The sequence below is a fragment of the Methylobacter sp. sgz302048 genome, from assembly GCF_052162025.1.
Lineage (GTDB): Bacteria > Pseudomonadota > Gammaproteobacteria > Methylococcales > Methylomonadaceae > Methylobacter.
Genome location: NZ_CP197401.1, coordinates 4566462 through 4592671, shown reverse-complemented (window position 1 = coordinate 4592671; position 26210 = coordinate 4566462). Strand labels below are relative to the sequence as shown.

Annotated in this window: 21 protein-coding genes and 1 pseudogene; 11 read left to right on the top strand and 11 right to left on the bottom strand. The window is 49.0% G+C overall.

Translation table 11 applies throughout. From position 1 onward, the window contains the following. Positions 1-96 precede the first annotated feature (96 nt). Positions 97-5562 (top strand): transposase, encoded by a 5466-nt coding sequence (locus tag ACTNE6_RS20590; RefSeq protein ID WP_442498147.1) that lies wholly within the window; start codon positions 97-99, stop codon positions 5560-5562. A 65-nt stretch (positions 5563-5627) separates the two neighbouring features. Here ACTNE6_RS20590 and ACTNE6_RS20585 read toward each other — a convergent pair. Beyond that, positions 5628-6040 (bottom strand): annotated as a pseudogene (locus tag ACTNE6_RS20585) (IS110 family transposase); the annotation flags it as partial. Between the two features lie 33 nt (positions 6041-6073). On the opposite strand from ACTNE6_RS20585, the gene ACTNE6_RS20580 reads away from it, so the two are divergent. Then, positions 6074-6340: a phage antirepressor KilAC domain-containing protein gene (locus ACTNE6_RS20580; protein ID WP_442498146.1), complete on the top strand. Its 267-nt coding sequence runs from the start codon at positions 6074-6076 to the stop codon at positions 6338-6340. Positions 6341-6504: 164 nt separating this feature from the next. Here the strand turns inward: ACTNE6_RS20580 and rhuM are convergent, their stop codons facing one another. The 6 genes from rhuM to ACTNE6_RS20550 all read right to left on the bottom strand — a co-directional run bounded on the left by rhuM (position 6505) and on the right by ACTNE6_RS20550 (position 13123). After that, positions 6505-7800 carry a RhuM family protein gene (gene rhuM / locus ACTNE6_RS20575; RefSeq protein WP_442498145.1) on the bottom strand — a complete coding sequence of 432 codons (1296 nt, stop codon included), beginning with the start codon at positions 7798-7800 and terminating at the stop codon, positions 6505-6507. Positions 7801-9336: 1536 nt separating this feature from the next. Then, complete coding sequence (locus ACTNE6_RS20570) at positions 9337-9723, bottom strand: hypothetical protein (protein ID WP_442498144.1); 387 nt, start codon at positions 9721-9723, stop codon at positions 9337-9339. 396 nt (positions 9724-10119) lie between these two features. Continuing rightward, positions 10120-10311, bottom strand: a complete 192-nt coding sequence (locus ACTNE6_RS20565) for a CPXCG motif-containing cysteine-rich protein (RefSeq protein WP_194968953.1) — start codon at positions 10309-10311, stop codon at positions 10120-10122. Positions 10312-10313: 2 nt separating this feature from the next. Next, positions 10314-11144, bottom strand: coding sequence for an SDR family oxidoreductase (locus ACTNE6_RS20560; protein ID WP_194968954.1), 831 nt, complete (start codon positions 11142-11144; stop codon positions 10314-10316). A 7-nt stretch (positions 11145-11151) separates the two neighbouring features. After that, positions 11152-11799, bottom strand: coding sequence for a DUF4124 domain-containing protein (locus ACTNE6_RS20555; RefSeq protein ID WP_442498143.1), 648 nt, complete (start codon positions 11797-11799; stop codon positions 11152-11154). Then, the gene (locus ACTNE6_RS20550; protein WP_442498142.1) at positions 11783-13123 is read right to left on the bottom strand and encodes a POT family MFS transporter; all 1341 of its coding nucleotides are present in this window, start codon (positions 13121-13123) and stop codon (positions 11783-11785) included. The genes ACTNE6_RS20555 and ACTNE6_RS20550 overlap by 17 nt, the downstream gene beginning before the upstream one ends. A 397-nt stretch (positions 13124-13520) precedes the next feature. On the opposite strand from ACTNE6_RS20550, the gene ACTNE6_RS20545 reads away from it, so the two are divergent. The 6 genes from ACTNE6_RS20545 to ACTNE6_RS20520 are packed head-to-tail and all read left to right on the top strand — an operon-like array spanning position 13521 to position 20466. Beyond that, complete coding sequence (locus ACTNE6_RS20545) at positions 13521-14513, top strand: AAA family ATPase (protein WP_442498141.1); 993 nt, start codon at positions 13521-13523, stop codon at positions 14511-14513. Then, positions 14513-15439 carry a DUF58 domain-containing protein gene (locus ACTNE6_RS20540; RefSeq protein ID WP_442498140.1) on the top strand — a complete coding sequence of 309 codons (927 nt, stop codon included), beginning with the start codon at positions 14513-14515 and terminating at the stop codon, positions 15437-15439. Before ACTNE6_RS20545 ends, ACTNE6_RS20540 begins: the two co-directional genes overlap by 1 nt. Next, a complete protein-coding gene (locus ACTNE6_RS20535; RefSeq protein WP_442498139.1) occupies positions 15440-15910 on the top strand; it encodes a DUF4381 domain-containing protein in 471 nt (156 codons plus the stop codon). Beyond that, positions 15907-16887, top strand: a complete 981-nt coding sequence (locus ACTNE6_RS20530) for a vWA domain-containing protein (RefSeq protein WP_442498138.1) — start codon at positions 15907-15909, stop codon at positions 16885-16887. The genes ACTNE6_RS20535 and ACTNE6_RS20530 overlap by 4 nt, the downstream gene beginning before the upstream one ends. Continuing rightward, the gene (locus ACTNE6_RS20525; RefSeq protein WP_442498137.1) at positions 16884-18701 is read left to right on the top strand and encodes a VWA domain-containing protein; all 1818 of its coding nucleotides are present in this window, start codon (positions 16884-16886) and stop codon (positions 18699-18701) included. Before ACTNE6_RS20530 ends, ACTNE6_RS20525 begins: the two co-directional genes overlap by 4 nt. A 55-nt stretch (positions 18702-18756) precedes the next feature. Next, the gene (locus ACTNE6_RS20520) at positions 18757-20466 is read left to right on the top strand and encodes a BatD family protein (RefSeq protein ID WP_442498136.1); all 1710 of its coding nucleotides are present in this window, start codon (positions 18757-18759) and stop codon (positions 20464-20466) included. A 1-nt stretch (position 20467) separates the two neighbouring features. On the opposite strand, the gene nudE is transcribed toward ACTNE6_RS20520, so the two are convergent. After that, positions 20468-21016, bottom strand: coding sequence for an ADP compounds hydrolase NudE (gene nudE, locus ACTNE6_RS20515; RefSeq protein ID WP_194968962.1), 549 nt, complete (start codon positions 21014-21016; stop codon positions 20468-20470). 45 nt (positions 21017-21061) lie between these two features. Between nudE and yrfG the strand changes: the two genes are divergently transcribed. Next, positions 21062-21718 (top strand): GMP/IMP nucleotidase, encoded by a 657-nt coding sequence (yrfG, locus tag ACTNE6_RS20510; protein WP_442498135.1) that lies wholly within the window; start codon positions 21062-21064, stop codon positions 21716-21718. Here the strand turns inward: yrfG and rhlB are convergent. Then, positions 21681-22964, bottom strand: a complete 1284-nt coding sequence (rhlB, locus tag ACTNE6_RS20505) for an ATP-dependent RNA helicase RhlB (RefSeq protein ID WP_194968964.1) — start codon at positions 22962-22964, stop codon at positions 21681-21683. The genes yrfG and rhlB overlap by 38 nt on opposite strands. Before the next feature lie 100 nt (positions 22965-23064). On the opposite strand from rhlB, the gene trxA reads away from it, so the two are divergent. Both trxA and rho read left to right on the top strand, forming a co-directional pair. Continuing rightward, positions 23065-23391 (top strand): thioredoxin TrxA, encoded by a 327-nt coding sequence (trxA, locus tag ACTNE6_RS20500; protein ID WP_194968965.1) that lies wholly within the window; start codon positions 23065-23067, stop codon positions 23389-23391. A 176-nt stretch (positions 23392-23567) separates the two neighbouring features. Further along, on the top strand, positions 23568-24824 hold the full coding sequence (gene rho / locus ACTNE6_RS20495; protein ID WP_442498134.1) for a transcription termination factor Rho: 1257 nt from the start codon (positions 23568-23570) through the stop codon (positions 24822-24824). 64 nt (positions 24825-24888) lie between these two features. Here rho and ACTNE6_RS20490 read toward each other — a convergent pair whose 3' ends face one another. Beyond that, positions 24889-25161, bottom strand: coding sequence for an oxidative damage protection protein (locus tag ACTNE6_RS20490; RefSeq protein WP_442498133.1), 273 nt, complete (start codon positions 25159-25161; stop codon positions 24889-24891). Further along, complete coding sequence (gene mutY, locus ACTNE6_RS20485) at positions 25154-26209, bottom strand: A/G-specific adenine glycosylase (protein WP_442498132.1); 1056 nt, start codon at positions 26207-26209, stop codon at positions 25154-25156. Before mutY ends, ACTNE6_RS20490 begins: the two co-directional genes overlap by 8 nt. Position 26210 lies beyond the last annotated feature (1 nt).

Genomic DNA, 26210 nt, shown 5'->3' with positions numbered 1-26210 from the left:
ATACGTGACTTCTTAGTTTTACCGCAATTAGATATGAGTATTATCCATAACGCTAAAATTTGTGTATAACTGTAGATTTAAGAATTAAAGTGGAAAATGGCAAGGGCACCGAGACAAGTATTTAAGAAGAAAGATCGGGTAAGCGCGATCAAGTTGGTTTTGGAGCAGAATGTTTCCATAACCGAGGTGGCACAGCAATTTAATATACCCGAAAAAACCTTAGAAATTTGGATTAAAAAAGCAACCGCCACACAGTCAGCCAATCTGACCGGTGGCAAAGGTTTTAGCTTAGAAAGTCAAGTTGGGGCATGGTTTCTTATCCACATGCTGGCCGGGGTGCCGCCTTTGGATGAGAATCTCGGATCATTGAAGCGACTGGCATTTCAGACTGGTCCTGATGGTTGGCAGCTCGACGATTTGTTGTTGACTTGCCAAATGAAAGATACCATTCACCGTTGTGCTATTTCCATTAAAAGTAATCGACAGTTCACTGCACAAAAAGCTCCCAAAGATTTCGTAGAACGTTGCTGGTCGCAGTTTCTTGAAATCAAAGACAACCCGTTTTCTCCAGAGACTGACCGGCTTGTAAACATTACAGCTGAACTACCCTCCGTCACACGGGACAGTCTTTTTTCATTGCTTAAAGCTGCCCGCGTTCGAGACCCAGCAGAGATGGTGAAGCAGCTTGCTAATGGAGACTTGTCTGTCAATGCCAGAGCAATGTTCCAAAGCTTCGCCTGCCCTACCGACTTAGCCTCAAAATATCAGATTGGAGCCGAAAAAATCCCCGAACTGCTTCGTTGCGTCTCTGTACGTTCCTTAAATCTGGAGGATCCAAATTCCACCGACAAAGCACACGCCTTAGGGTTATGCCGACAAATTCTGAAAACCGGAGACCTACAAACCGCAACAGAACTTTGGGAAGCTCTTGTTTCTTTAGTCGACCGTCACCGCGTTGATCGAGGTCATATTGATCTTCCTGTTGTGCTTCAAGCATTACGACATCGCTTTCCATTCAAAGATCATCCCAATTATGCCGACGACTGGAATCGGTTATGGACTGATTCCAAGGAACGTTGGCAATCCGTGATCGATGTTATCGGAGGAAAAACGCGCCTTCCTCGAAACCATCTCTTACAGACAATCGAAGAGAAATTTTCAAACCATCGCGTAGTCGTGCTGTTGGGAGAACAAGGTGGCGGTAAATCAGTGACGGCGCGCCATTGGGCAGAGCATCGCTCCAAAAATGAACCTGTTTTATGGCTCGACCCGCGAACATTCGAAATTAACGATTTATCGGAATTGCGTGACCGGCTCAGGTTAAACCATTCTTGGCGTGAGCTTATAGACGGTCTTACGCGACCTCGTATGACCGTAATTTTGGATGGCTTGGATCGCCTTTTATTGTTGCAGCCTGAAACAATCACGGTCACAGGCCAGCTGTTGAATACGTTGGTGGATACCGAAAAAGAGAGCCCTTTCCAGATACTGCTTGCCTGTCAAGAACGTGCTTGGGAAGAAGTTCAAATAGCCTTGCTGCAAACCGGGCTTCCTGTCACCGCATGGCCGGAAATCACGGTGCAACCGGTAAGCACAGAAGAACTATTATCCTTGATTGCCGATTTTCCAGCATTACGAGCCCTATCTTTCCAGGATCGACTTATAGCCATTTTGCGTCAACCGAAAATTCTCGATCTTCTGGCAAGAAATACCGAGGTTGGAAAACTGCCGAATTTTCGTGCCTGGGCTGGCGAATCGGATGTAATCGATTGGATTTGGAAGGCGGAAATCGAAGGAAAAAAACCGGCAACTTCCCGCCAACGCTTAATGTGGCAATTGGCGGAGGAACTAGCCAAACGACTTTCCGTTGATGTGCCGATTGACGTATTCGGCGATGTTGCCGATGTGGCGCTTGATAACTTAAATACCGATCGGATATGCCAATGCAAGAACGGCAGGGTTTCATTCAGTCACGATCTTTGGGGCGATTGGGCACGCCAGCGTTTGTTGCTGGCCCATGAACCGGAACTCCTTGAATATCTCGAAAAAAGGCTTGATAGCCCAGCTTGGCATAGGGCAATCGTTCTGCTGGGCTTAGATTTGTTGGAGCGTCAATCCAAGCCGGAGCGCTGGCATGAGTTGATGGGACGTAGTGATACACTCGAAAACGGTGGAACCCTCTTCTGCGATTTGTTTCTGGAATCATTGATCCATGCTGCCCAAACAACGGATGCACTCACGCAAGCTTGGCCGCAATTGTGTGCCGAAGAGGGAATCTGGTTACGCCGCTTATTGATTCGCTTTCTGCATGTCGCCACCTCGCCAAATCCCATCATGCTGGAATATGTCAAGTCGAACAAGGGTTTGAGTGAAGCTCTGGCTGCTACCATCAATCGAATACCTAAACCTGAGTTATGGGGAGCCATGCTCAAGTTTTTGAATGCTCATCGGGATGAATGTGCCGATCTTGCACCTTTACAGGTTGCAGAAATAGCCGAACGTTGGCTATGCTGGACTGTTACAGACATGCCTTTGCGAAAAGAGGCGGCTGATTTAGCACTAGCGGTAGCTTGGTCAACTCTCCGTGACCAGCAGCATTGGCGTTCTCGGCACTATTCAAGTCGGCGGTATACACGTGGCGATTCAAAAGCTATCACCCAAAAGGCTTATTTCGCCGCCCTGCAAGCTGTAAGAGAACGCCTTGATGAAGTTATCGACTTTGCTTTGTGTGCTTGTGGGCGGAGTAAGCCTACAGAACCTCTCCCACCTGATCTGAAGTTCGAAGCGCCGGCGCCACCGCTTCCGCCAGAACTCGAAGCCGCTTTAAATTATGTTTCTCCGTGGAAGAAGTTTGAAATAGAAATTCCAGCTTGGACAGACGGCCCACGCTGGCCAGTAGATGATCACTTCAGAAACGTATGCTTACACCAGTTTGGTTTGCTTAGGCTTATCGCCCTATCGCCAGAAAGAGCGGCAGAAATTATTCTGGCATTGATTATCAGGGAAGGAGGGACGCGATTACCGGAGAACGATTTTGAAAGTTTACATTTCGATTTTGAATTAACGGATTGCTCCCAATGGTTTCCACCATTTTACGACAGGGGACCATTCCTCAATCTCCTTAGTACTCATTCTGCAATAGGTTTGGAAACAGTCATCATGCTGGTTAATTTCACGACCGACCGCTGGCTGGAATTGCAAAAATGGAGAGAAGCAAATGAACGTGACAGCGAATGGTTTCCACGCGAAAAAATTAATTTTGATATTAGGATTCCCTTTGACGATGAAGAGCAAATCTGGGTAGGTGATGAACGTTGGTTCTTTAGTTATCGGGACACAACTTCAGCTCCGGATATTTTAGTTTCCGCATTGATGGCCTTGGAAAAATGGTTTCATGACCAGTTGGACCAAAACCAGGTAATTGAGAATATCGTGATTGATATTCTCAGCCGAACTCGTTCATTAGCATTAGCAGGGCTTTTAATTGGGGTTGGAAGAAGGGAGCCAAAACTTTTTCTTGGTCCTTTACTGCCTTTTCTGGGCGTGCCAGAGATATACCATTTCGACCTCAAGCATCAGATTGGAGGTGAGCGGCATCAAATGTTAGGTTGGGGATACGGACATAGTCAAAAACAGTATGAAGCGGCGAAGGAATGGCATGGGATGCCTCACAGAACAAAATGGCTGGAACATATTGTTTTCGAACTGCAATGTAGAAGCTCAACGTTTCGAGACCGCATTGATGATATACGGATTGCGTGGCATGAGCGATTGAAAAAAGAGGATATAGGAGGTTCTAGAGACGATTTGTTATTTCGCCTTTACCATCAATTTAACCTTAAAAACTGGCGTTGTGAACCGGGAACTGAAAATAACTTGAAGTTCCAATTCCAGGAGCCTGAAGAGATGCTTACGCGAAACCGTGATGAACAGCAACTCCATGAGGTTCGTCAAGTTATCATGTATCTTCCATTCCAATTCCGAAAAATTATTGATGGTAAACAGGAGTTATCGGAAACCGAGTTTGAACAGCTACGTGAACGAGTGGAGACTCTTATCGACTTGGACTTTGACGAAGTTTTCGATAAACAGTCACTTGTCAGTAAGGAAGATATTGGCTGCGGCCTTATTGCCGTTGCGGTTTGCAAGTTCAGGAATTGGCTGAAATCCAAAGAGGGTGAAGAGTCTGATTGCCTTAATGCCCTGATTGAAATCGTGTCGAATCCGCCACCAAGAAGAGAATTCGATGTTGCAGAGTTGACTAGCGACAGCAGTTGGGACAGCTTTTGTGCCGATGCCCTGCCGATATTGTGGGCGGATAATCAAAGTGAGCCAAAGATACGGCAAGCCATAGGTAATCTGGTTTTCAACCTTCACTATGAAACAGTGAAGCGGCTATTCAGACAAATTGCTACGATTCGTGACCAGTTGAGTGATGATTACCTCCGCTTGCAGCATCTGTTGTTACGCTGGTCGGTCTTGCGCGACCGCATTAATGTCTTGAATGGCAGACTATTTGGACAGGAATCATCTAGTAGCGAGGAACTCATAGAGGAAGCCGACGGTTTGCTTCGCCAGTTTGTTGATGGCTCTTTATCTCCAAATATTCCTCAATGGAAAGCGTTGGATCATGCCTTTAATGACAACCAACCTAGCTTATGTGAACCTAGCACAAAAAAATATTATCCAAGATCACCGTGTATAGATCTTCAATTAATCAGCTCAGCTTATGAATGGATAACAGGGCTTGATAAAGCCCATAATGAAATTGAGCGGAACCTTTGGCTGGAATTCTGGGTTCAGTCAGTTGAAACCCTGTGCTGGATATTAGGAGAGGGAAGTCCTGAGATTGAGAAAATTGATGGTACACCTTATGAATTTGATCGTTGGCTTTTTCAGAAATTACCGTCAATTTTGGTTTCTACAAAAAATACACACGAAGCGGAAAGTCTTTGGCGTCCTATATTGAAATTGGGCATACCAGCACATTATTGGATAGATGATTTTCTTAACGACTGGTGGATTTATGGATTTCCAAACGATGCAAAAAAACAGCAGTATTTTCTTTCAATCTGGAAAGACATGTGGGAATTTACGAGAACCAGTCTAGCATGGAACGTTGCAGCTAAACGTTCTTGGGATATGAATAAAAGCTACTGCGCCTTAATGGGATTAGGCGAATTAACTTTAGCTTTTGATTTCTGGAATGTAGATAAAATTCCTCTGGTTAAAGTCATGACCGAGGAATTCCGCCTTTGGGGCGAATTGCATTTATCGAACAATACCTGTGCCCAAGCGTTTATTAAATTCCTCTTAACGCCAGCGGCGTGCTCTTTACAAGTTGCGGGGATGAAATGGCTCGACCAAACCATTGCACAACATGGCTTCTGGCATGACTCCTACAGACGAATCGATAAACAATTAGCAGATCTGCTCGATCATTGCCAGAAACTTATCGAACGGGATATTGATACACGAACAGTATTCTTCCGACTATTGCGTATTTTGGTGGAACGCCAAAATTCACAAGCCATGGTGCTTCAGGATCGACTTAACCGGTAAAATAATGCCATGATTTAATAAATTAATAATTAATATTGACTTGGCAATCTTGTATTTGAGCTTGATTAGACTGTTAACTGGTAATGAGCTTCGTACTCACGGTTGTGTGCCAGCAAGGCCCAAACAATGCGGGCATTCTTGTTGGCCAGCGCTGAGGCCGCTCTGTTTTTATGCCGTCGCCCCAGGACCCCGGCTAGCCAACTACCCGCATAGGCTGTTTTACGGTCGGCCCGCCCTAATGACGGTCCGTGCGCCATGGATCAGGAGAGTCCCGTAGATAGGCGTCGCCCCATTTGCTGATGTCTAGCAGGGTTTGCTTGCCGCCGCTGGAATTCTGCTTTGGTACGAGCCCCAGCCAGGCTGCCAGTTGTCGGCCATTCTTGAACTGGCTGCCATCGCCAACGGCAATGATCAGCGCACTGGCCGTGAGCGGACCAATGCCGGGGATCTGAGCCAGCTTCCGGCTGGCGGCGTTCTCGCCACCCGGTGTATCAGGGTATGGGTGAAGGCTATGAAGCATGAGAATAATTTGAGAGTTGGAGAACGCGATGTCTTCAGGTGGCTTGTAGAGAATAAGTACATATTTCGGGAGGGGAAAGGGTATCTGCCCTATGCGCGATACGAATCGAACGGCATGAATTATTTCACCGTTATCATTGAAGATATTAACGATAAGCCCCGCCATATGCTGAAAATAACTGGTAGAGGCGTTGTTGCTTTAACCAGTAAGGTAGTTGCTTTTTTCAATAACGATAGCGACGAGATGGTACCGGCTTGACATCCTCACCGCCATGAATGGCGGCGTCTCTCGTGCAATTCGATAATCCTCAAACCGCATTTTTGCGGATTGAAGGGCGGAAAGGCGCGAGCCGAAAAGCTCACGCCTGAATAACAGTCTGATATTACTAAAGGCGATGATAGTAATAAATTGAAAGAAAATCCTTAAGTTGATAGCTTTTTGTTTATCTTGATCTGATCTACCACCTTGTCAAAGTCGGACTTATATTCCCTGTCCTGCACAATCCTATATTTTTCATATTCTCTTATTGCATGGAGTTCTGCATTTTCGCGCCGAGTTTTTCCATAGGCAGTTAAGATGTCATAGGCATTAAACTCCAAGAATCCATCTAATTTTTCAGCCCAATCCTTCATAGTCATTGGCTTGTGTCTTCTAGCAAAATTCTCGGCCCAATCTAAATACATTGATACAAGCCTATTCAGGTTATCAACTTCATCTTTGGTGAGATAGTTCTTGCCAACGGTAACATCTAGCTTAGTGATTTTCCCTCCTTTGCCTTCATTTTTCCATGTTTGCAGCCCCATGTACGGCTTTGTAGAATCGGCTCTAATCTTAATAAGTTCGGCAGATGTATGACCGTGAATGGCGTAATGTAATTTGTCTTGCACATGTGCATAAAATTTCTGTGTTATAGGCGAATTCTTGTCGTAGTCGATACTACATTGAGCATATATGTCGGTTATTTTTTGATAAAACCGACGTTCAGATGCCCTGATCTCCCTGATTTTTTCAAGCAAATCATCAAAATAATCCTTGCCGAAAAGCTGATTTCCTTGCTTAAGTCGATCATCGTTAAGCACAAAGCCTTTAATCAAAAAATCTTTCAAGATTGTTGTTGCCCATCTTCTGAATTGAGTCGCTCGAACAGAGTTCACGCGATATCCTGCGGAAATAATGACATCTAAGTTGTACATCTTTGTTCGATAATTCTTCCCATCATTAGCAGGTAGTAAAAATTCCTTACATACTGTTTTTTCGTCTAACTCTTTGGATTCAAATATGTTTTTTAGGTGAATTGTTATATTTTCACGTGTTGTATCAAAAATTTCACTTATTCCCTTTTGAGATGCCCATACGGTTTCATCTCCCAGCAACACTTGTACCTTAATAGTGCCATCGTCCGCCGCATAAAATAAGAAAGGAGAGTCTTCCCTATAAACTTCATTTTCTAACTGAATGGTCTTTGAGATTTCTTGCTTTGATACTAACTCAGCCTCAATAGGAATTTGATAATCTTGTTTAGTGACTGGCTGCTCAATGAAGTCTTGCGCAGAAAGATTAATCCCTTTTTCTAATGCTAACATTAATAGCTTTGGATGCCATCTTGCAGGAATAGATTCCGCTTTAACCCAATATGCTACAGTACTCTGCCCTTTGCCAATCAATGCAGCCAATGCGGTTTGCCCGCCAAACATATCAACAACAGCTTTTACATTCATAAAAATCCACTTATTAAATTTGATAATCAAATTATATTATCAAATTTTTATTGTAAATATCAAATTTTCCGCTAAATTTTTTGATAGTATCAAATTTGGACGCCGGCACGAATAACAAAGCATATAAAGAACGTGCGCAAATCCTAGTCATAATCTGTGAAGGCATTGGAATCTATGCCGCCACTCGCATTACAGGTGTATCAAAAAACACAGTGCTTAAACTGCTTGCCGACGGTGGCGAGGCATGCGCTATATACTAAGATGAAAACCATCATCATCTGAATTGCACTTGGCTTGAATGCGATGAAATATGATCGTTCGTTAGCATGAAGCAAAAGAACGTATCGGATGAAATGCGCGGCTTAATTGGAATTGGTGATGTTAACATTTAGACAGTGATAGGCGCCGCCCAAACTGTGCAGATGACTTCGTACATCACCGCGGCGTCGAACCGATGAAAGCCGGCATAGTGTTGGCGCAGATGGCGCCGGTTCCTGTGCCTACACCTGTTCTCAGGCCGACGCTGGTTTCCAAACCGGGGCCCATATCGACATCCGAACCCGTGCCGGCACCGGATCCAGTACCAGCGCCTGCACAGGTCTTGTTACCGCCGCTATTTTGTTACCGGCCCTTTTAAAAGCACCCAAGACGCAACTTCAAAACCTTATCAATGATGGGAGTTCCCTTAACCTGTCAAACTGGACGGACCTGATGCCAGCGCCGTTGGATTTGTCGAATCAGAAGTTAATGCCTGATCGATGCCAAAATTGCCGAACGTGACGCTGAAACTGCCGGAGGTGTGACATGAATGAGTTAATTCCGTTCGATTTCAAAGGCAATCCTATCAATGTGATTTTGTACGTAGACGGTGAACAAACTTCACAAATCCAGCAGAAGTGGCTAGAGTATGCGCGGTAGAATTTGAGGCCAAATAACAGGCATTGCTGGAGCGCGACGAGGCGACAAACCAAAGGCATGGATTAGTGGCAATAAAACGGCCACAGCAATGGGAATAGCCAGCGCAGTAGTAAGGCGGGCGAACTGGATTGATCAAGACAATACTGCACCATTAAGCGTATGGAAATGCTTCAGCATGGCCAGAAGTTTAATTGGCGACTACTCAAGTCGCCGCCGGCGGAAATGGGGCTTGAGCCTAAACCTGTTTATGATGCCAATTATGGAACAGCTAACGCTTATCATGCCGATGTATGGAACGAAGCATTAACTGAACTTGTATGTTGATTCCTGCCACCAAATAAAGCCGGCCTTTGTGCCGTTTTTTTGTCAGAATTTTCCGCAATGAGTATGGTCATGATGGAAATATTTTTTAGATATTTTGCGTTGGAAAACAAAAAATCTTAATACTTTACCCCTATATTACACCCACATTAACTTAAGCTAATGATTTTAAAAAATACTTAAGTTTCTGTATCGGAAAATAACCAGAAATTATTGAGAAATTAAAAGGAAGAGCTTCGGGGAAAAGGAGTCGCTATACCAGAACGCCAAGAGCTTTTCTGGTATAGCTTGGTGTTATTAAATCAATCCTTTCAGATCGTTGAAAGCTTTTTCAGCACTTTGCAATTCTTGCTCTGCGTCTTGTAAAGAGTTGCTTTTAGCATGGTTGCGAGCATTTTTCAGTATGTTGTTCGCTTTTGAACGTGCTCTGTCTACTTTATCATTAGCATTGATTTCTTTGCTTATATCTAATGCTGCTTTAATCAAGTCAGCAACAGCAGCGCCTTTTTCTCCGTTTTTGATAGCATCTTGTGCTGCTTTAATTTTATCCACAGTCATATTAATCGCTTCAGCAGGCGCGTACGCGATTCTGCCTTTTTCTGCTTCAGCCATTGCTGAAGTTGAAACAGCTCCCATTGATGCAGCGATCAATAAAGACAGTAAGACTTTTCTTAAGATTTTCATATTGCACTAATTCCACAAGTTGTAGTTATTTCAAGTTATATTGGCAGTATAACTATCGATTTTCATGGTTAAGAGTTATCTACCGGCGGTAATTCTAACACATTTTGAAGATTTTCAATCGTTAAGGCGATTGAAAAAGATTATATTATGTAGGGAAATTTAGGGAGTTGCTCAATCATAGGGATAATTAAACCTGATCTGATAGGATATTAGCGGGGTTTAGCTATCATTTCTTGAAAACCGACAAAGCTTCTTTCAACAGCTGTTTTGAGGCTTGTATGTGATTTTTACCAGCTCTAACGCGCCCATTTCAGACCCAAGAAGCGACTCCAACAGTAGGCGCTCTAGGCGAAGTCACCCCCATAAGCTTGCATAAGTCCTGATGGTATAAATTTGCTACTCATCATCCCTTTTAATACCGAGGCAGATTTCTCCGTTTTCGTCGACAGACATTAAAAATAAAATAGGCGCGCAACAAACCGGACAATCTTCATAATATTCCTGTGCGCCGGAAGACGCATCCACAAGCATATCAATGGTTTCGCCGCAATAAGGGCAGATCACATCGACTTCTTTCAAGCCGTTCATGTTCACGCCTTTCGCAGCAGTCCGTCCATCCAGGACATAGGCAGTATACGTTTGAGAAAACCGAATAAATAAGTCGGGAAAGTCACGTAATAGCGCAGTTTAGGCCGCTTGGCTTCCAGCGCATGAATGACTTTTTCGGCGACAGCTTCGGCGGGCAAAGTAAATGGCGCGGCAGGGCCCTCTTTCTGCAGGCGCTCTTCCATGTTTTTATAGATTTCTTTATGGACACTATGCGCTGAATCGATATTTTTCTTATACAGCTCGAGCGCGTTTTTTCTGAAATTGCTCACAATCGGGCCGGGCTCTATCAGTGAAACATGAATATTGCTGCCGTGAAGCTCGAGCCGCAATGTGTCGGCTAGGCCTTCCAGCGCGAATTTGCTGGCATTGTAAGCGCCGCGGTAGGTCATCGCGACGAATCCCAACACCGAGCTGTTATAAATAATGCGGCCATGGCCTTGCTGTCGCATGATTGGAATCAGCAGATTAGTCAGCTCATGGGTGCCGAAGAAATTGGTTTCAAACTGGAAACGCAGCACATCCCGGCTTAGATCCTCAACAGCGCCGGGTTGGCCGAAAGCGCCATTATTGAATAGGGCGTCGATCCTTCCGTCCGTCAATGCCACAATTTGCCGGACCGCCTGACGGATACTGTCACTGTCAGCCAGATCCAGCTGCACGGCGGTAAATCCTTCCTGGCTTAATCTGGCGACATCTTCGGGCTTTCTTGCCGAAGCGATGACGTTGTGGCCGCGCTTTCTTAATTCGACGGCCGTGACATAACCGATGCCGCTGGAGCAGCCCGTGATCAATATGGTTTTCGATGGATTCATAGAACGATTATTGGGTTAATTCCTGCTCGTTATAATAAAAGCTTTTGCCGCTGCTGCAGTTGATCAAGAAGACCAATGCATCCTGGGCGCTTCTTGCATTGAGTTCAGACGCTTCGACGCGGCTGCACGCTCCGGTCGCCAGAGCCCGTTCTGCCGCCTGCCTTCTGAAGCGCTCTATATCCGGCAAACGGTTCTGGTGATTCTTAACCACAACAGGTAATTGGTCAAACTGATACGGTGGAATTGCATAAGCTGAAAACTTCCCTGGATTATTCTTAATGAGAAACTGATTTTTGGCGCTTTCATCGGCAGCCGCCTGCTTTAACTGTGCCTGCCTTTGTTTTAGTCTCTCTTGTTCAAGCTTGTCTTGATCAATTTTTTTCTGCTGTTCCAGCTGTTGTTTTTGTTGCTCATCCAGATCGGTGGAGCCGCCGGTTTTAACATTCAGTTCGATATTCCGTTGCCCTGCTACACATGGCGTTGATTGATAAGCTGTTTTGCCATCAGTTCCCGTGCATTTGTAAACGCCGGCGGACGTATGGGCGGAAAAAAGAATTCCCAGAAAAATCACTGCAAATCGCATCGCACTCCCCAGTATATTATGTATAAAAGTAAGATTGAAAAGATTATAGGTGATATCAAGAACTTTGCTCATCCTGCCAATAGGATTGCTCGGTGTAGTAACGGCTCGAAAACAAAAACAGTACAGCATTAACCAACATTAAGCCGGTAAAAAACCAGAAATAATCCGCGCCGGCTAGTTTGCTGGAGCCGTCGGCATTCTGGATCAGAAAATTGACGGCGCTGGTCAGCAGATTGCCGGCAGCTACCGACAGAAAATAAAGCGCCATGACAAATGACTTCATGGTTTTGGGCGCCTGTGTATAAGAAAATTCCAGGCAGGTCACGGAAACCATGACTTCGGCCGATGTGAGCAATAAATAAGCCAGCAACTGCCAGGTGATAGACGGAGACAAGCCGTTATCGATGTCGATTTGTATGAAGCCGGCAATGGCGAAAGCCAACGCAGTCAGGAACAAGCCGATCGCCATTTTTCTTAATGCCGTCAATTCAACGAACCGGCTTAAAAACGGGTAAATGCCATACGAAAACAGCGGTGTCAACAGCATGATCAATAAAGGATTGGCGGCCTGGATTTGTGATGGCAACAATTCAACTCCGAAAATCATCCGATCCATTTTTTGCGCCTGCAGTATCCACGATGAGCCGGTTTGATCGAATAAGGCCCAGAATATGGCAATAAAAGCATAAACGGACGCCAGTTTTTTCAAAGCCGTCAGACCGGCAGCGCTGAACATGTCTCTGACAAATGCCATGCCGGCCGGCGGCACATGCACATAGCGGTAGCGGCCCGCCCAGAACGTAAGCGTAGCCAGCAGCATTAAAAGACCGGGAACGGCAAAGGCCACCGAAGAACCATAATGATGCAGCAGCCACGGAATAATCAACATCGAAGTGAAAGCGCCCAAATTGATGGAGAAATAAAACCAACTGAAGACCTTGCCGACCAAATGCCGGTTATTTACACCAAACTGGTCGCCGACATTTGCGGAAACACAGGGTTTTATGCCACCTGAGCCGATCGCAATCAACCCCTGCCCGATCAATAAACCGAGACGCGTATCGTCAATCGCCAAAGAAAAATGTCCTAGACAATAAATCAGAGACAGATAAATAATCGTACGGTATTTGCCCAGCAGGCCGTCGGCTAATAAAGCGCCGAACAGCGGCATTAAATACACAGCCGAGGTAAACAAATGAAAATAACCCTGGGCTTCATTTTCAGACATGACATCAGGTCGACCCGAAGCGTCTACCAAATACTGCGTCATAAAAATCACCAGGATGGCCCGCATTCCATAATAACTGAAGCGTTCAGCCGCTTCATTACCGACGATATAAGGGATACCGGTAGGCAGCGAATCAGATGAGTCTGGTTTGGTTTTATAGATTTCCATGATCATGCTCCTTTGCGTTTTCCGCCGGTAATCATAACAAAATAAAAAATTTAAAACCTATTGTTACTATTAGGTGGAAAAATCCTGTTGATAAGTCTTAATTTTTATTTAATATCAATTTCTTATAACAAGTAATATTTTGCGCTTAATGTTATCCACAAGTTGTGCGCAGATTGTGGATAACTTGCTTGCTGAAGTTGTTTGCACAGCAATCCACAGGTAACTCATCGTTATACCCAGAAGTTACTCTATGTTGTCAGGCAAAATATCCGTATAAAATAAGGAACTTTTTCACAAGCAGATTGTTTATGAGAAGATAACCTTCGGTTTCGGTTATTGATTTTTTGGCGAGGCTTAACGCCCTCCAAGTTATGGATCTAAAACATACAATTGGACTATGTCAGAACAAAACAGCAATAGAAATACCACGCAATCGTCGTTAATAAGGCTGAAAACCTATATTAATCAAGAAATTATCGGTCAGGATGTGCTTGTTGAAAGAATGCTGATCGGCTTGCTGGCCGATGGCCATATTCTGGTTGAGGGTGCGCCGGGCCTGGCTAAAACGAGAGCGATTAATATATTGAGCAAGGGCATTCAAGGCGACTTTCATCGCGTGCAGTTCACGCCGGACCTGTTGCCGGCCGACTTGACCGGTACTGAGATTTACCGCCCTCAGCTAGGCAGCTTCGAATTTCAAAAAGGGCCTTTATTCCATAACCTGATTCTGGCCGATGAAATCAACCGCTCGCCGGCCAAAGTGCAGGCCGCTCTGCTGGAAGCCATGGCCGAGCGCCAGATAACGGTTGGTCAGGCAACCTATCCGTTGCCGCAGCTGTTTATGGTCATGGCGACGCAGAACCCTATCGAGCAGGAAGGCACTTATCCGTTGCCCGAAGCGCAACTGGACCGTTTTTTACTGCATGTGAAAATCGATTATCCGAAACCGGAACATGAAAAAAGCATCCTGCAACTGGCGCGAAACGAAGCCAGGCAGGGGTCGGCAAAAGACAGCGTCAAATTTGAGCCTATCGACCAGAAGACCTTGTTCGACGCCCGTAATGAAGTGCTGGACCTCTATATGGCCGACAGCCTTGAAGACTATCTGCTGCAAATCGTGCTGGCGACGCGCAATCCCGGCGCTTACGGCAGAGATCTGGCCGGATGGCTGCAATACGGGGCGAGCCCCAGAGCTAGCATCGCGCTGGACCGTTGTTCCAGGGCCAAGGCCTGGCTGGCGCAACGCGATTTTGTCAGCCCCGAAGACATTCAGGATATGGCGTTTGATGTCCTGCGCCATCGTCTGATATTGTCTTATGAAGCCGAGGCCGAGGGCATCACAACCGATCATTTCATCAAAGAGCTCATTGCCAGAGTTGCCGTACCTTGATGTTGTTCAGTAAACGGGCGGGCGATGCCCGACAGTTATCCGACGAGTTGGTTTCCGTATCGCTCAAAACCTTGATCGATCTTGCCAAGCCTGCGGCCAGCTTGAACCTGCAACATGCCTCGATACGCTCGGTGCAGAGCGGCGGCTATGTCTCGCGCTTCAAAGGCCGGGGCATGGAATTTGACGAAGCGAGACTTTACCAACCTGGCGACGATATCCGCAGCATCGACTGGCGCGTGACGGCGCGTACCGGCAAGCCCCATACCAAGCTGTTCCGTGAGGAGCGTGAGCGGCCAATATTCATTTCCGTCGATAACCGGGCCGCCATGCATTTCGCGACGCGTGGCATCTTCAAGTCGGTCCTGGCGGCCAAGCTGGCTGGTTTGTTGGCCTGGACGGCGCAGCATCATGGCGACCGGATCGGCGGCCAGATCTTTTCCGATACGGCCTGCCGCGAATTGAAGCCGCAAAACGGCAAGCATGCGGTATTGCGGTTTCTGAATGCCTTGGTGCAGCCAGTAGACCAGTCGGCTGACGCCATAACGCTGGAGCGTGCGCTGGCCCGTTTGACACAGCATGCCCGCCCAGGCAGCCGCGTTTATGTCATTAGCGACTTTCGCGGCATGAATGATAAAACTGAAACACATCTATTGAAGCTATCACAGCATTGCGATGTGGTCCTGGTTATGGTCTACGATCCTCTGGAAAGCGCACTGCCTGCAAAGGGCCGCTACCGGTTTACCGATGACAGCCGCGATGTGGTCGTAGACACCGATTCCGGCGCGGCTGTGCAATATCAGCAGCGCTTCGCCTTGCGTCAACAGCGCCTTAACCAGTTGGCCCAAAGCAGAGGCTTGGCCTTCATGCAATGCAGTACCGGTGATGATCCCGTGCAACGTTTAAGATATTTGTTAGGGCATCGATAAATGGAACCCACGCAACTTCCGCTAAGAGATATACACATGCCGGAAGCCATCGGCTGGTGGCCGCCGGCTATGGGCTGGTGGCTCATTGCCATACTGGCGCCTTTGCTGATTTTTCTGCTGGTTTGGCTGTATAAGCGCCTGACCCGCAAGACCGCCGTCAAAACCGCAAAAAAAATACTGGCGCAAATCAAGCAGGACAAGACGCTTGATAATCATGGAAAACTGGTCGCGCTTTCCGTGTTGGTCCGGCGCGTGGCAATCAGCGTAGCGCCCAGAGAACAAGCGGCCGGTTTAACGGGGCAGGCCTGGCTGGCTTATCTGGACAGCTCGGTCAAAGGTTCGCCTTTCAGCGAAGGAGTAGGCCGGCATCTGAGCGATGCGCCTTATCGCAAGCTACAGCTGGCCGATGCGGACATTCCACAATTAATCAGTCTTTGCGAAGACTGGCTTAAAGCTCAAGCAAAAAAATGATTCATTTCGAATGGCCCTGGCTGCTCAGTCTTTTACCATTGCCTTTACTGATACGCTGGCTGTTGCCGGCCCATAAACCGGTCGAGCAGGCCGCACTGAAAGTTCCTTTTCTGGACGATTTTTCCGAAGGCGACGCGCGCGTTATTTCCCAAACCGGGCGCTGGCCGTTCCTGGCGGCGGCTATCGCCTGGATTTTACTGATCGCGGCCTGCACGCGGCCGCAATGGCTGGGGGAGCCGATCGAGCAGGCTGTCAGCGGCCGGGATCTGATGCTGGCCGTGGATTTATCGGGCAGCATGGAAGTGCAGGATTTCGTTATCAACAGGCAAGCCGTGGACCGGCTGACGGCGACCAAATGGGTGGCCGGCGATTTCATCAACCGGCGCGTCGGCGATCGTATTGGCCTGATCCTGTTCGGTACGCAGGCTTATTTGCAGACGCCTTTGACTTTCGACAGGAAAACGGTCATGACTTTACTGGATGAATCGGCGATCGGGCTGGCCGGCGACAACACCGCGATCGGCGATGCGATCGGGCTGGCCGTCAAGCGCCTCAAGAACCAGGAGGTCAATAGCCGGGTTCTGATCCTGATGACGGATGGTGCGAATACCGCCGGCGAAGTATCGCCGTTGAAAGCGGCCGAGCTGGCTGCCGAAAACCAGTTAAAAATCTACACGATCGGCATCGGCGCCGATGAAATGCTCGTGCGCAGCTTCTTTGGCGCCCAGAAAGTCAACCCGTCCCAGGATCTCGATGAAAAAACCCTGACGGCCATCGCCGAGAAAACCGGCGGCGTTTATTTCCGGGCCAGAAATACCGACGAGCTCAACAAGATCTATCAATTGCTGGATCAGCTGGAGCCGGTGGAAAAAGACAAACAATACTTCAGGCCCAGAAGCGAACTGTATTATTGGCCGCTGACCGGCGCGCTGCTGCTGGCGGCCGCGATTGCACTGTCCCGCGTGAGGTTGTCATGAATCTAGCCGAATTTCACTTCATCAGGCCTTACTGGCTGCTGGCTTTGATACCTTTTAGCGTACTGCTGGTTTTGATGCTCAGGAGCAAACTCAGGCAAGGCAACTGGTCAACGGTCTGCGATGCGGCCCTGTTGCCCTATCTGCTGCAGGAAAAGGCGGTCGGGCAAAGCCGCTGGCCTTTGGCGGCAGGCGCCGTCGGCGCTTTGCTGGCGATTACCGCGCTGGCAGGCCCGGCCTGGGAGCGACAGCCGGCGCCGGTTTTCCGCAATGATTCCGCATTGGTCATCGCCCTGGATCTTTCCCTGTCCATGGACGCGGCCGATATCAAGCCGAGCCGCCTGACACGTGCGCGCTATAAGATTGCCGATATCCTGAAACAGAGAAAGGACGGCCAGACCGCGCTGCTGGTTTATGCCGGCGATGCGTTTACAGTCACGCCGCTGACCGATGATACCGACACCATAGCCAGCCAGCTCGAGGCGTTAAACACCAACATCATGCCCAGCCAGGGAAGCAATACGGCCATGGTTCTGGAAAAAGCGCTGGAACTGTTCAAACAGGCGGGTTTGCAGAAAGGACAGTTATTGCTCGTGACCGACGGCGTCGCTGTCGATGAAGCCCTGCCGGCGGTGAAATCGCTGGGCAGTTATCAGCTCTCGATATTGGGTGTCGGGACGGCCGAGGGGGCGCCGATCGCGTTGCCGGACGGCGGCTTTTTAAAAGACGAGCAGGGCGATATCGTGGTCACTAAACTGAATGCCGATGAATTGGCGAAACTGGCGCAGGCAGGACACGGCATCTTCCAATCGATAACTGCCGATGACAACGACATTGATACCTTGCTGGCGGCGCTGGACAAGCCCGTGCGGCAACAGGGCGCCGAGAAAAAGGAGGGTTCGCTGGATCAATGGCAGGATAGGGGCCCCTGGCTGTTATTGCTGGTTCTGCCGCTGGCGGCGCTGACGTTCAGAAAAGGCCTGCTGTGCTGGGCCTTGTTGCTGCTAGTGCCGCTGCCGAAAAACAGTTATGCCCTGGATTGGCAGGATCTATGGCGCACAAAAGACCAGCAGGCGCAGCAGGCGTTTCAACAAGGCGATTATGAAAAGGCAGCGCAACTGTTTGAAAGCCCGGACTGGAAGGCGGCTGCGCACTACAAATCCGGAAAATATAATGAAGCGCTGGCAAGCCTGAGCAATACCGGCACGGCCGACAGTTTTTACAATCAAGGCAATGCCCTAGCGAAGACAGGCCAGTTGGCTGAGGCTTTGAAGGCTTACGAACAGGCATTGAAAATAAATCCCGATGATAAAGACGCTCAATATAACAAGGAAATCGTCGAGAAAGCCTTGAAAGAACAGAAGCAGGATCAACAACAGCAACAGCAACAGCAACAAGACGATAAACAGCAGCAGTCCAAGGATGACTCGCAGCAGAAAAAGGACAGCGACCAATCGGATCAAGCCGGCGACCAGCAGAAACAGGGCAATGAATCCGATCAGCAGCCGTCGGACAAACAGCAGCAGTCGAAAGATCAGCAACAACAGAACAAGCCCGAGCAAAAACAGCAGGACGCCGAAAAAAGCCAGCAGCCCGGCCAGCAGCAGAAGGACGATGCGCAGCAGCAAGCCGCTCAACAGTCAGAGCAGTTGCCGGCTGAAGCCAAGGATGAAAGGGCTCAGGCCAATGAACAATGGCTTAATCGAATTCCTGATGATCCGGCAGGCCTTTTGAAGCGCAAATTTTTGTACCAATATGGTGAGCGGGAGCGGCAATCAGACAGCAGACCCCGATCGGGTTCAGGCGCTGTCTGGTAAACAGCATGACTGAGGCAATTCTTGTACCGCTACACCATTCAAATTCGTGATGAACATGAGATTACTGAAATTATTAACAGCTAGTCCGTACCGAACAGCTCTGCTTTATCTGTTATTGCTACTGAATGCGCCGTGGTTGTCGGCGGCGGGAATCAATGTCGCGGTAGACCGCAGTTCGGTCAATCTCAACGAATCCTTTCAGATCACGTTTACGGCCACCGATTCGCCGGACGATGACCCCGATTTCACGCCGCTCGAACAGGATTTCGAGATATTGGGCCAGAGCCAGAGCACTCACTCGTCATGGGTTAACGGCAAATCCAGCAAAAACGTACAGTGGGTGCTGCAGGTCATGGCCAAACACGCCGGCAACCTGACCGTGCCGGCCGTGCAGTTCGGCGATGATGTGAGTCAGCCAGCAACCGTGCAGGTAACCGAAGGCGCATCCATTAAAGATGTGCCTGCCAACAGCGATTTGTTTCTGGAAGTTGAGGCGTCTCCTGAATCCCCTTATGTGCAATCCCAGGTCCTCTATACCATGCGTTTGTATCGCAGGGTCGAAATTTCGCAGGCCAGCCTCAATGAGCCGGAACTGGCCGATGCCGTCATTGAAAAACTCGGCGACGACAGCAATTACAGCACGCAGGTCAATGGCGAGGATTATTGGGTGACCGAACGCAAATATGCGATTTTTCCGCAGAAAAGCGGCCGCATGACCATCAAGCCTTTGGAGTTGACGGCGCAGGTCGTGACAGCGGCCCGCCCCAGCTTCGGCGGTTTCTTTAACTCGCGAATGACCAAAACCCAGCGCGTGGCCTCCCAATCGGTAACGCTGGATGTCAAACCGGCTGCATCGTCTTTTACAGCACAGCACTGGCTGCCGGCCGAACAACTGCAGCTGAACCAGGAGTGGTCGGGCGATTTCGAGCGCATGAAAGTCGGAGAGCCGCTGACGCGCACCTTGAAGCTCCTGGCAAAAGGCGCCATGGTCAGCCAATTGCCCGAGCTGAGCAGCACCAAAACGCAGGATCAGTTAAAAAGCTATCCAGATCAGCCGGTGCTTAAGGAACAGAAAAAAAGCGACGGCGTGCTTGCCTTCCGGGAAGAAAAAATAGCCCTGATTCCGTCAAAAGAGGGCAGTTATACACTGCCGGCCATCGAAGTGCCCTGGTTCAATACCAAGACTCAGCAGATGGAAGTCGCCAGAATTCCGGAAACGACGATTCATGCGGTTGCAGCGGCAGGCGCGCAGGCAGCCGCTCCGGTCCCGGCCAAGGCGCCGGTTGAAGCGGCACCAAAGCCTGAATCGATTGTGCCGGCGCCGGTCGGCCAGGCCCAGCAAAGCAATATATGGCTGGGGGTTTCAGGATTTCTGGCTGTGGGTTGGCTGGCGACGCTGGTTTATTTTCTTGCCCGGCGGCCTGCAGAAAAGCCCGTGCCGCAAGCGGCTGCTACTGAAGTGAACTTGAATGACAGCATTAAAAAATTAAAGCAGGCCTGCAGCGATAACGATGCCGTGGCTGCCAAGGATGCTCTGCTGGATTGGGGGCGGCAAAAATTTGACGCCACGAATCTCGGCGCCGTCGCATCCTGTTGCGATGCGCGGTTAAGGGATGAAATCCTGTTGTTGAATCAGACGCTGTATGGCAAAGATGCGGGCCAGTGGCAGGGGAAAAGACTGTTTCAGGCGTTCAGCGAGAACAAAGCCCGGGAGAGAATTTCGCAAGCGGCGGATTCCGGTCTGGAACCGCTTTACCGCCTGTGATTTATTGGGCTTTGAAATATTCCAGCGCCATGAACAAGGCGGCAATCGAGCGGGCCTCCGTGCATTCGCCCGTGGCTAACAGGGCATTGATATCGCTCAATTTCCAGGGAATGACTTCCAGTTCTTCGGGTTCGTCGCCGGGCAGTTTTTCGGCGTACAGGTCCTGGGCGATGATGATTTCGGTCATATGTTCCAGGTAAGACGGGGCGACGGAAAAAGAGCTTAAATGGTGCAGGCTTCTGGCGCCGAAGCCGACTTCCTCTTTAAGTTCCCGGTTGGCGGCCTCAAGAAACGATTCGCCGGCATCGGTTTTGCCTTTCGGCAAGCCCAGTTCATAGCGGTCGACTCCGGCCAGGTATTCCCGGATTAATAAGACAGTGTCGGCATCAAGCATGGGCACGATAAGCACGGCGCCGCCGGATTTGCCCCGGGCCAGGCGTTCGTAATTGCGCTGAACGCCGTTGCTGAATTGAAGATCAAGGGATTCAATGCGGAATAAACGGCTTTTCGCGATTGTAGTCTTATTGAGGATGGTGGGTTTTTTAGCCATTTTGCAATTTAACTGAAATATTTTTTGTAAATATAACGCACTCTCATGATCGATTGGAACAAAATTGACACGGTATTGCTGGACATGGACGGTACGCTGCTGGATTTGAATTTCGATAATCATTTCTGGCAGGAATTCGTGCCGCTGAAATTTGCCGAGAAGCAGGGTATAGCGATTGCGGAAGCCAAGCAACTGCTGGCGCCGCGCTTCAAAAGCATGGAAGGCAAACTGGAGTGGTATTGCCTCGATTACTGGAGCGAGACGCTGGAGCTCAATATCGCCGGATTGAAAGCTGAAATAGCAGAGCTGATCGCGGTATTGCCGCATGTCGTCGAATTTCTGGAAAAGGTCCATCAGTCTCGGCACAAGGTTTTACTGGTCACGAATGCGCATCAGGACAGTCTGGGGTTGAAAATGGAGAAAACCTGCCTGCACCGGTTTTTCGATGACATTATCAGTTCCCATACGCTGGGTTTTCCTAAGGAACATGCCGAATTCTGGCACCGGCTGCAGCGGCAGCAGCCGTTTGAAAAACACAACACGCTGCTGATCGATGACAGCTTGGCGGTTTTGAACGCCGCCAGGCAGTTCGGGATAGAACACCTGATTTCGGTCAGCAGGCCCGATACGCGGCTGCCCAAAAAGGAGATAATCGATTTTCCCGCTATAGAGGATTTTCGGGAGCTGATGGCCGGGCTTTAGGACGGCGCGGGCGCGGCCTTTTTGGGGCGGGGCGCTTTTCCTGTGCCGGCGGCTTGCTTTTCCGCTCAGGTTTAACGACTTCGGCGGCTAACAGATCGGCAGTAATCGGCTTGATCGGCACTTTCTGGCCAATATAAGCTTCGATATCGGGCATGGAATAGGCGTATTCCTCGCAGATAAAGCTGACCGCTTCGCCGCTGGCGCCAAAGCGCGCGGTCCGGCCGATCCGGTGCACATAATCCTCGACATCCTGCGGCAGGTCGTAATTGAAAACATGCGAGACGTCGGGAATATGCAGGCCGCGAGCGGCGACATCGGTCGCAATCAGCAGCGTGATCCGGTTTTCCTGAAAGTCATTGAGCAGGCGCTGGCGTTTTTCCTGCGGCACATCGCCGCTCAGGGCCGCGGTCTTGTAGCCGTTGGCATTGAGGTAATCATCCAGTTGCTCGGCGCAACGTTTGGTATTGACGAAAATAATGCTGCGCTGCGGTTGGTATTTGTTCAAAATGCCCAGCAACAGCGGGATTTTTTGCTCATTGGACGGACAAAATGCGCTTTGCTGTATGGCCTTGGACGTGACTTCTTCGGTCTCTATGCGTATCAGGACCGGATTGTTCATGTGTTCGTAAGCCAGTTCGGTCACTTTATAGGATAACGTCGCCGAGAACAGCATGTTCAGACGCTTCTCGGGCGGCGGCATGCGGCGCAGCAAATAGCGTATGTCCTTGATAAAGCCCAGATCGAACATGCGGTCGGCCTCGTCCATGACGGAAACCTGCACATTGTCCAGCGTAAAGGCATTCTGTCTGTAAAAATCGATGATGCGGCCGGGCGTGCCGATAATGATATCGACATTCGACTTCAGGCTGTCGAGCTGTTTCTGATAATCGGTGCCGCCATAGATGAGCCCGATCTTCAGGTTGAGGTGTTTGCTCAGCAGCCGCGCATCTTTATGGATCTGAATGGCCAGTTCGCGTGTCGGCGCCAGAATGATGGCTCTGGGATTTTTTATCTTTTCACTGGGATCATTGATCAGGCGCTGAAAAGTGGCTAGCAGAAATGTGGCGGTTTTGCCGGTTCCGGTTTGCGCCTGACCTGCCACATCTTTATCTCGCAGGAGTAGAGGCAGAGCTTTATCCTGTATCGGCGTGCAGTGATCAAAGCCGGCCTCTTTCAGACCTTGCAGGATAGAGTCGGACAATTCCAGGTTGCTGAAGCGGGTATTTGTTAAATGTGTCTTATTCATAGGCCTATAGCATAACGTAAAAAGCCTGTCAGCTGAAATTGATTGACAAATTAACGCCATCCCTCCTATAGTCTTAGCTTTTAAATTTTGGAGAAATAGTGTGAGCGACTTAGTCCTTCATGTAAATGATGGTGATTTTAACGAAACTGTTATTAAAGCGGACGGTCCCGTGCTAGTTGATTATTGGGCTGAATGGTGCGGACCCTGCAAAATGATTGCACCGGTTCTGGATGAAATTGCCAAAGATTACCAAGGTAAATTAAAAGTTGTTAAACTGAACATCGACGAGAACCAGAAAACGCCGGCAGACTATGGCGTACGCGGCATTCCGACATTGATGCTGTTTAAGAACGGCGAAGTGGAAGCCACTAAAGTCGGTGCATTGACAAAATCACAACTTGCTGCCTTCATTGATAGCAATATATAAATGAACCTTGACCCGGACCCGTCGCAAAAAACCTTGAACGGGTCCGGGTATTTTAGTTATACTTATCGGGTGCCGCGTCAGGCGCTCTCAAATATCGCCCGATAAACTACATCCCTAACATCTAATCCTATCTTGCTTAGTTACGGTCCATACCGTATACCCTTGAGTCATCTTTTATGAATCTAACCGAGTTAAAACTAAAACAAATCAGTGAAGTTATTGAAATAGCCGAGTCATTGGGCATTGAAAACGTTGCCAGAACCCGAAAACAGGACTTGATCTTTGCTATTCTGAAGAAGCAGGCAAAAGGCGGCGAAGATATCTACGGCGATGGCGTTCTGGAAATTCTGCAGGATGGTTTTGGTTTTTTACGCACTCCGGGATGTTCTTATTTAGCGGGCCCCGACGATATTTATGTCTCGCCCAGTCAAATCAGACGATTTGCTTTAAAGACCGGCGATACCATCAGCGGCAAGATCAGGCCGCCTAAAGACAACGAGCGTTATTTTGCGATGCTCAAAGTCGAACAGATCAATTTTGAATCCCCCGAAAACACCAAAAACAAAATTCACTTCTCCAACCTGACTCCTCTATTTGCCAATCAGCGTTTTGTTCTGGAAAAAGGCAACGGCACCAGTGAAGATTTAACCGGGCGCATCATTGATCTCATCGCACCTATCGGCAAAGGCCAACGCGGTTTGATCGTATCGCCGCCAAAAGCCGGTAAGACCATGATCCTGCAAAGCTTGGCGCAATCCATCGCCGAAAAGAATCCCGAGTGTTACCTGATCGTATTGTTGATCGACGAACGTCCTGAAGAGGTTACAGAAATGGAGCGCTGCGTGCGCGGTGAAGTCATTTCGAGCACCTTCGATGAACCGGCAACCCGTCACGTACAGGTCGCGGAGATGGTGATCGAGAAGGCGCGTCGTCTGGTTGAGCATAAATACGATGTAGTCATCTTGTTAGACTCGATTACGCGCTTGGCCAGAGCCTATAACACGGTGGTTCCGTCTTCAGGCAAGATATTGACCGGCGGTGTCGATGCGAACGCATTGGAAAAGCCAAAACGCTTTTTCGGCGCGGCGCGCAATATCGAGGAAGGCGGCAGCTTGACGATTATCGCTACGGCGCTGGTCGATACCGGATCCCGAATGGACGAGGTGATCTATGAGGAGTTCAAAGGCACCGGCAACATGGAACTGCACCTGGATCGCAAGATTGCGGAAAAACGCATTTATCCGGCCATCAATATCAACCGTTCCGGCACGCGCCGGGAAGAATACCTGGTCGACCCTGATTCATTGCAGAAAACCTGGATACTGCGCAAAATCCTGCAGCCAATGGATGAAACGGCCGCTTCCGAATTCCTGATCGGCAAGCTGAAGGATTTCAAGACCAATTCTGAATTTTTTGACTCGATGAAGCGCTGATTCCAGCGAGAGCAGATAGATCAAATGTGCAACATTGCTCGTGTTACACATTTGACAGGCTTGATCAGGACTTGGGCGGCACGTAGCCTTCAGGCATGTCGGTGTTGCCCTCAAACAGAAACTTCCTTCTTTCCTCTTCTAAAAAGGCTCTGGCTTTCGGATCGAAGCTGGCCAGCTTGTATTCATTGATCAGCATGGTCTGTTTGCTTAACCATTGCTGCCAGGCCTGTTTCGATATTTTTTCAAATATTTCCTGACCTTTAGGCCCTGGAAAGGGCGGTGCATCTAAACCTTCGGCTTCTATTCCCAATTTAACGCACTTAACCATTCTAGTCATCGTTGTCCTCGATAGTGGATTGTTGCAATAGCAGCTTGATCGGCGCCGCTATCCCTAAGTTGTGAGTTTGTCCGGCTTTATACCAGACAGTTTGACTGGCTTCCATCACAATATTAGTAGGGTTATCGGTTTCAATAATTAGCGTCGTAAAATCCAGATGGTAATGGGAAAAGGTATGGCGCCGCGCGGCCATTGGTTTCTGGTTAATGATGGGCATGTTTCTCTCTGAACACCAGTCGACAGCCGTCTCGATACTGTCGAATTCAGGCAGGCTCCACAATCCGCCCCAGATGCCGGCCGGCGGCCTTTTTTCCAGCAGTATCCGGTTAAGGCTATCGCGCAGCAATAAAAATACCCGGTGTTTGACCGGCAGGGATTTCGCGGGCTTTGGCGCCGGGAAGGCGGCGATATTATCGGTGAGTCGGGCCAGGCAATTATCCTTGAGCGGACAGGCATGGCAGGCAGGCCTGCTGCGCGTACAAAGGGTGGCTCCCAGATCCATCATGGCCTGGGTGTAATCGGCGACCCGGTCCTGGGGCGTATAATGGGCGCTGAGCAGCCACAGTTCCTTACTGACGCTGCTGTTGCCTGGCCAGCCGGGTACGGCTTTGAATCGTGCCAGTACCCTTTTTACGTTACCGTCCAGGATAGGATGGCTTTTCTTGAAAGCGATGCTCAGTATGGCGCCGGCTGTCGATAGCCCTATGCCCGGCAATGCGACAAGCTCATCCAGCGTGTCGGGAAAACGGCCTTTCTCGACAACCAGCTGCGCCGTTTTATGTAGATTGCGGGCGCGGGCGTAGTAGCCCAATCCCGACCAGAGATGCAGCACGTCGTCGACAGGCGTCTGCGCCAGACTTTCTATATCAGGGAATCTTTCGGTAAAGGCGTTGAAATAGCCGATAACGGTCGCAACCTGGGTCTGTTGCAGCATCGTTTCGGAAAGCCAGACGCGATAAGGCGTAATGTCTTTCTGCCAGGGCAGGTCTTTGCGTCCGTGCCGGTCAAACCAGTCGAGGATGTTTTGTTGGAAAACGGATGGGTTCATA

Excerpts from the sequence above, each read along its gene's own strand:
- ACTNE6_RS20590 (WP_442498147.1), top strand. The coding sequence starts at position 97 with ATGGCAAGGGCACCGAGACAAGTATTTAAGAAGAAAGATCGGGTAAGC.
- ACTNE6_RS20580 (WP_442498146.1), top strand. The coding sequence starts at position 6,074 with ATGAAGCATGAGAATAATTTGAGAGTTGGAGAACGCGATGTCTTCAGG.
- rhuM (WP_442498145.1), bottom strand. The coding sequence starts at position 7,800 with ATGAATGTAAAAGCTGTTGTTGATATGTTTGGCGGGCAAACCGCATTG.
- ACTNE6_RS20570 (WP_442498144.1), bottom strand. The coding sequence starts at position 9,723 with ATGAAAATCTTAAGAAAAGTCTTACTGTCTTTATTGATCGCTGCATCA.
- ACTNE6_RS20565 (WP_194968953.1), bottom strand. The coding sequence starts at position 10,311 with ATGAACGGCTTGAAAGAAGTCGATGTGATCTGCCCTTATTGCGGCGAA.
- ACTNE6_RS20560 (WP_194968954.1), bottom strand. The coding sequence starts at position 11,144 with ATGAATCCATCGAAAACCATATTGATCACGGGCTGCTCCAGCGGCATC.
- ACTNE6_RS20555 (WP_442498143.1), bottom strand. The coding sequence starts at position 11,799 with ATGAGCAAAGTTCTTGATATCACCTATAATCTTTTCAATCTTACTTTT.
- ACTNE6_RS20550 (WP_442498142.1), bottom strand. The coding sequence starts at position 13,123 with ATGGAAATCTATAAAACCAAACCAGACTCATCTGATTCGCTGCCTACC.
- ACTNE6_RS20545 (WP_442498141.1), top strand. The coding sequence starts at position 13,521 with ATGTCAGAACAAAACAGCAATAGAAATACCACGCAATCGTCGTTAATA.
- ACTNE6_RS20540 (WP_442498140.1), top strand. The coding sequence starts at position 14,513 with ATGTTGTTCAGTAAACGGGCGGGCGATGCCCGACAGTTATCCGACGAG.
- ACTNE6_RS20535 (WP_442498139.1), top strand. The coding sequence starts at position 15,440 with ATGGAACCCACGCAACTTCCGCTAAGAGATATACACATGCCGGAAGCC.
- ACTNE6_RS20530 (WP_442498138.1), top strand. The coding sequence starts at position 15,907 with ATGATTCATTTCGAATGGCCCTGGCTGCTCAGTCTTTTACCATTGCCT.
- ACTNE6_RS20525 (WP_442498137.1), top strand. The coding sequence starts at position 16,884 with ATGAATCTAGCCGAATTTCACTTCATCAGGCCTTACTGGCTGCTGGCT.
- ACTNE6_RS20520 (WP_442498136.1), top strand. The coding sequence starts at position 18,757 with ATGAGATTACTGAAATTATTAACAGCTAGTCCGTACCGAACAGCTCTG.
- nudE (WP_194968962.1), bottom strand. The coding sequence starts at position 21,016 with ATGGCTAAAAAACCCACCATCCTCAATAAGACTACAATCGCGAAAAGC.
- yrfG (WP_442498135.1), top strand. The coding sequence starts at position 21,062 with ATGATCGATTGGAACAAAATTGACACGGTATTGCTGGACATGGACGGT.
- rhlB (WP_194968964.1), bottom strand. The coding sequence starts at position 22,964 with ATGAATAAGACACATTTAACAAATACCCGCTTCAGCAACCTGGAATTG.
- rho (WP_442498134.1), top strand. The coding sequence starts at position 23,568 with ATGAATCTAACCGAGTTAAAACTAAAACAAATCAGTGAAGTTATTGAA.
- ACTNE6_RS20490 (WP_442498133.1), bottom strand. The coding sequence starts at position 25,161 with ATGACTAGAATGGTTAAGTGCGTTAAATTGGGAATAGAAGCCGAAGGT.
- mutY (WP_442498132.1), bottom strand. The coding sequence starts at position 26,209 with ATGAACCCATCCGTTTTCCAACAAAACATCCTCGACTGGTTTGACCGG.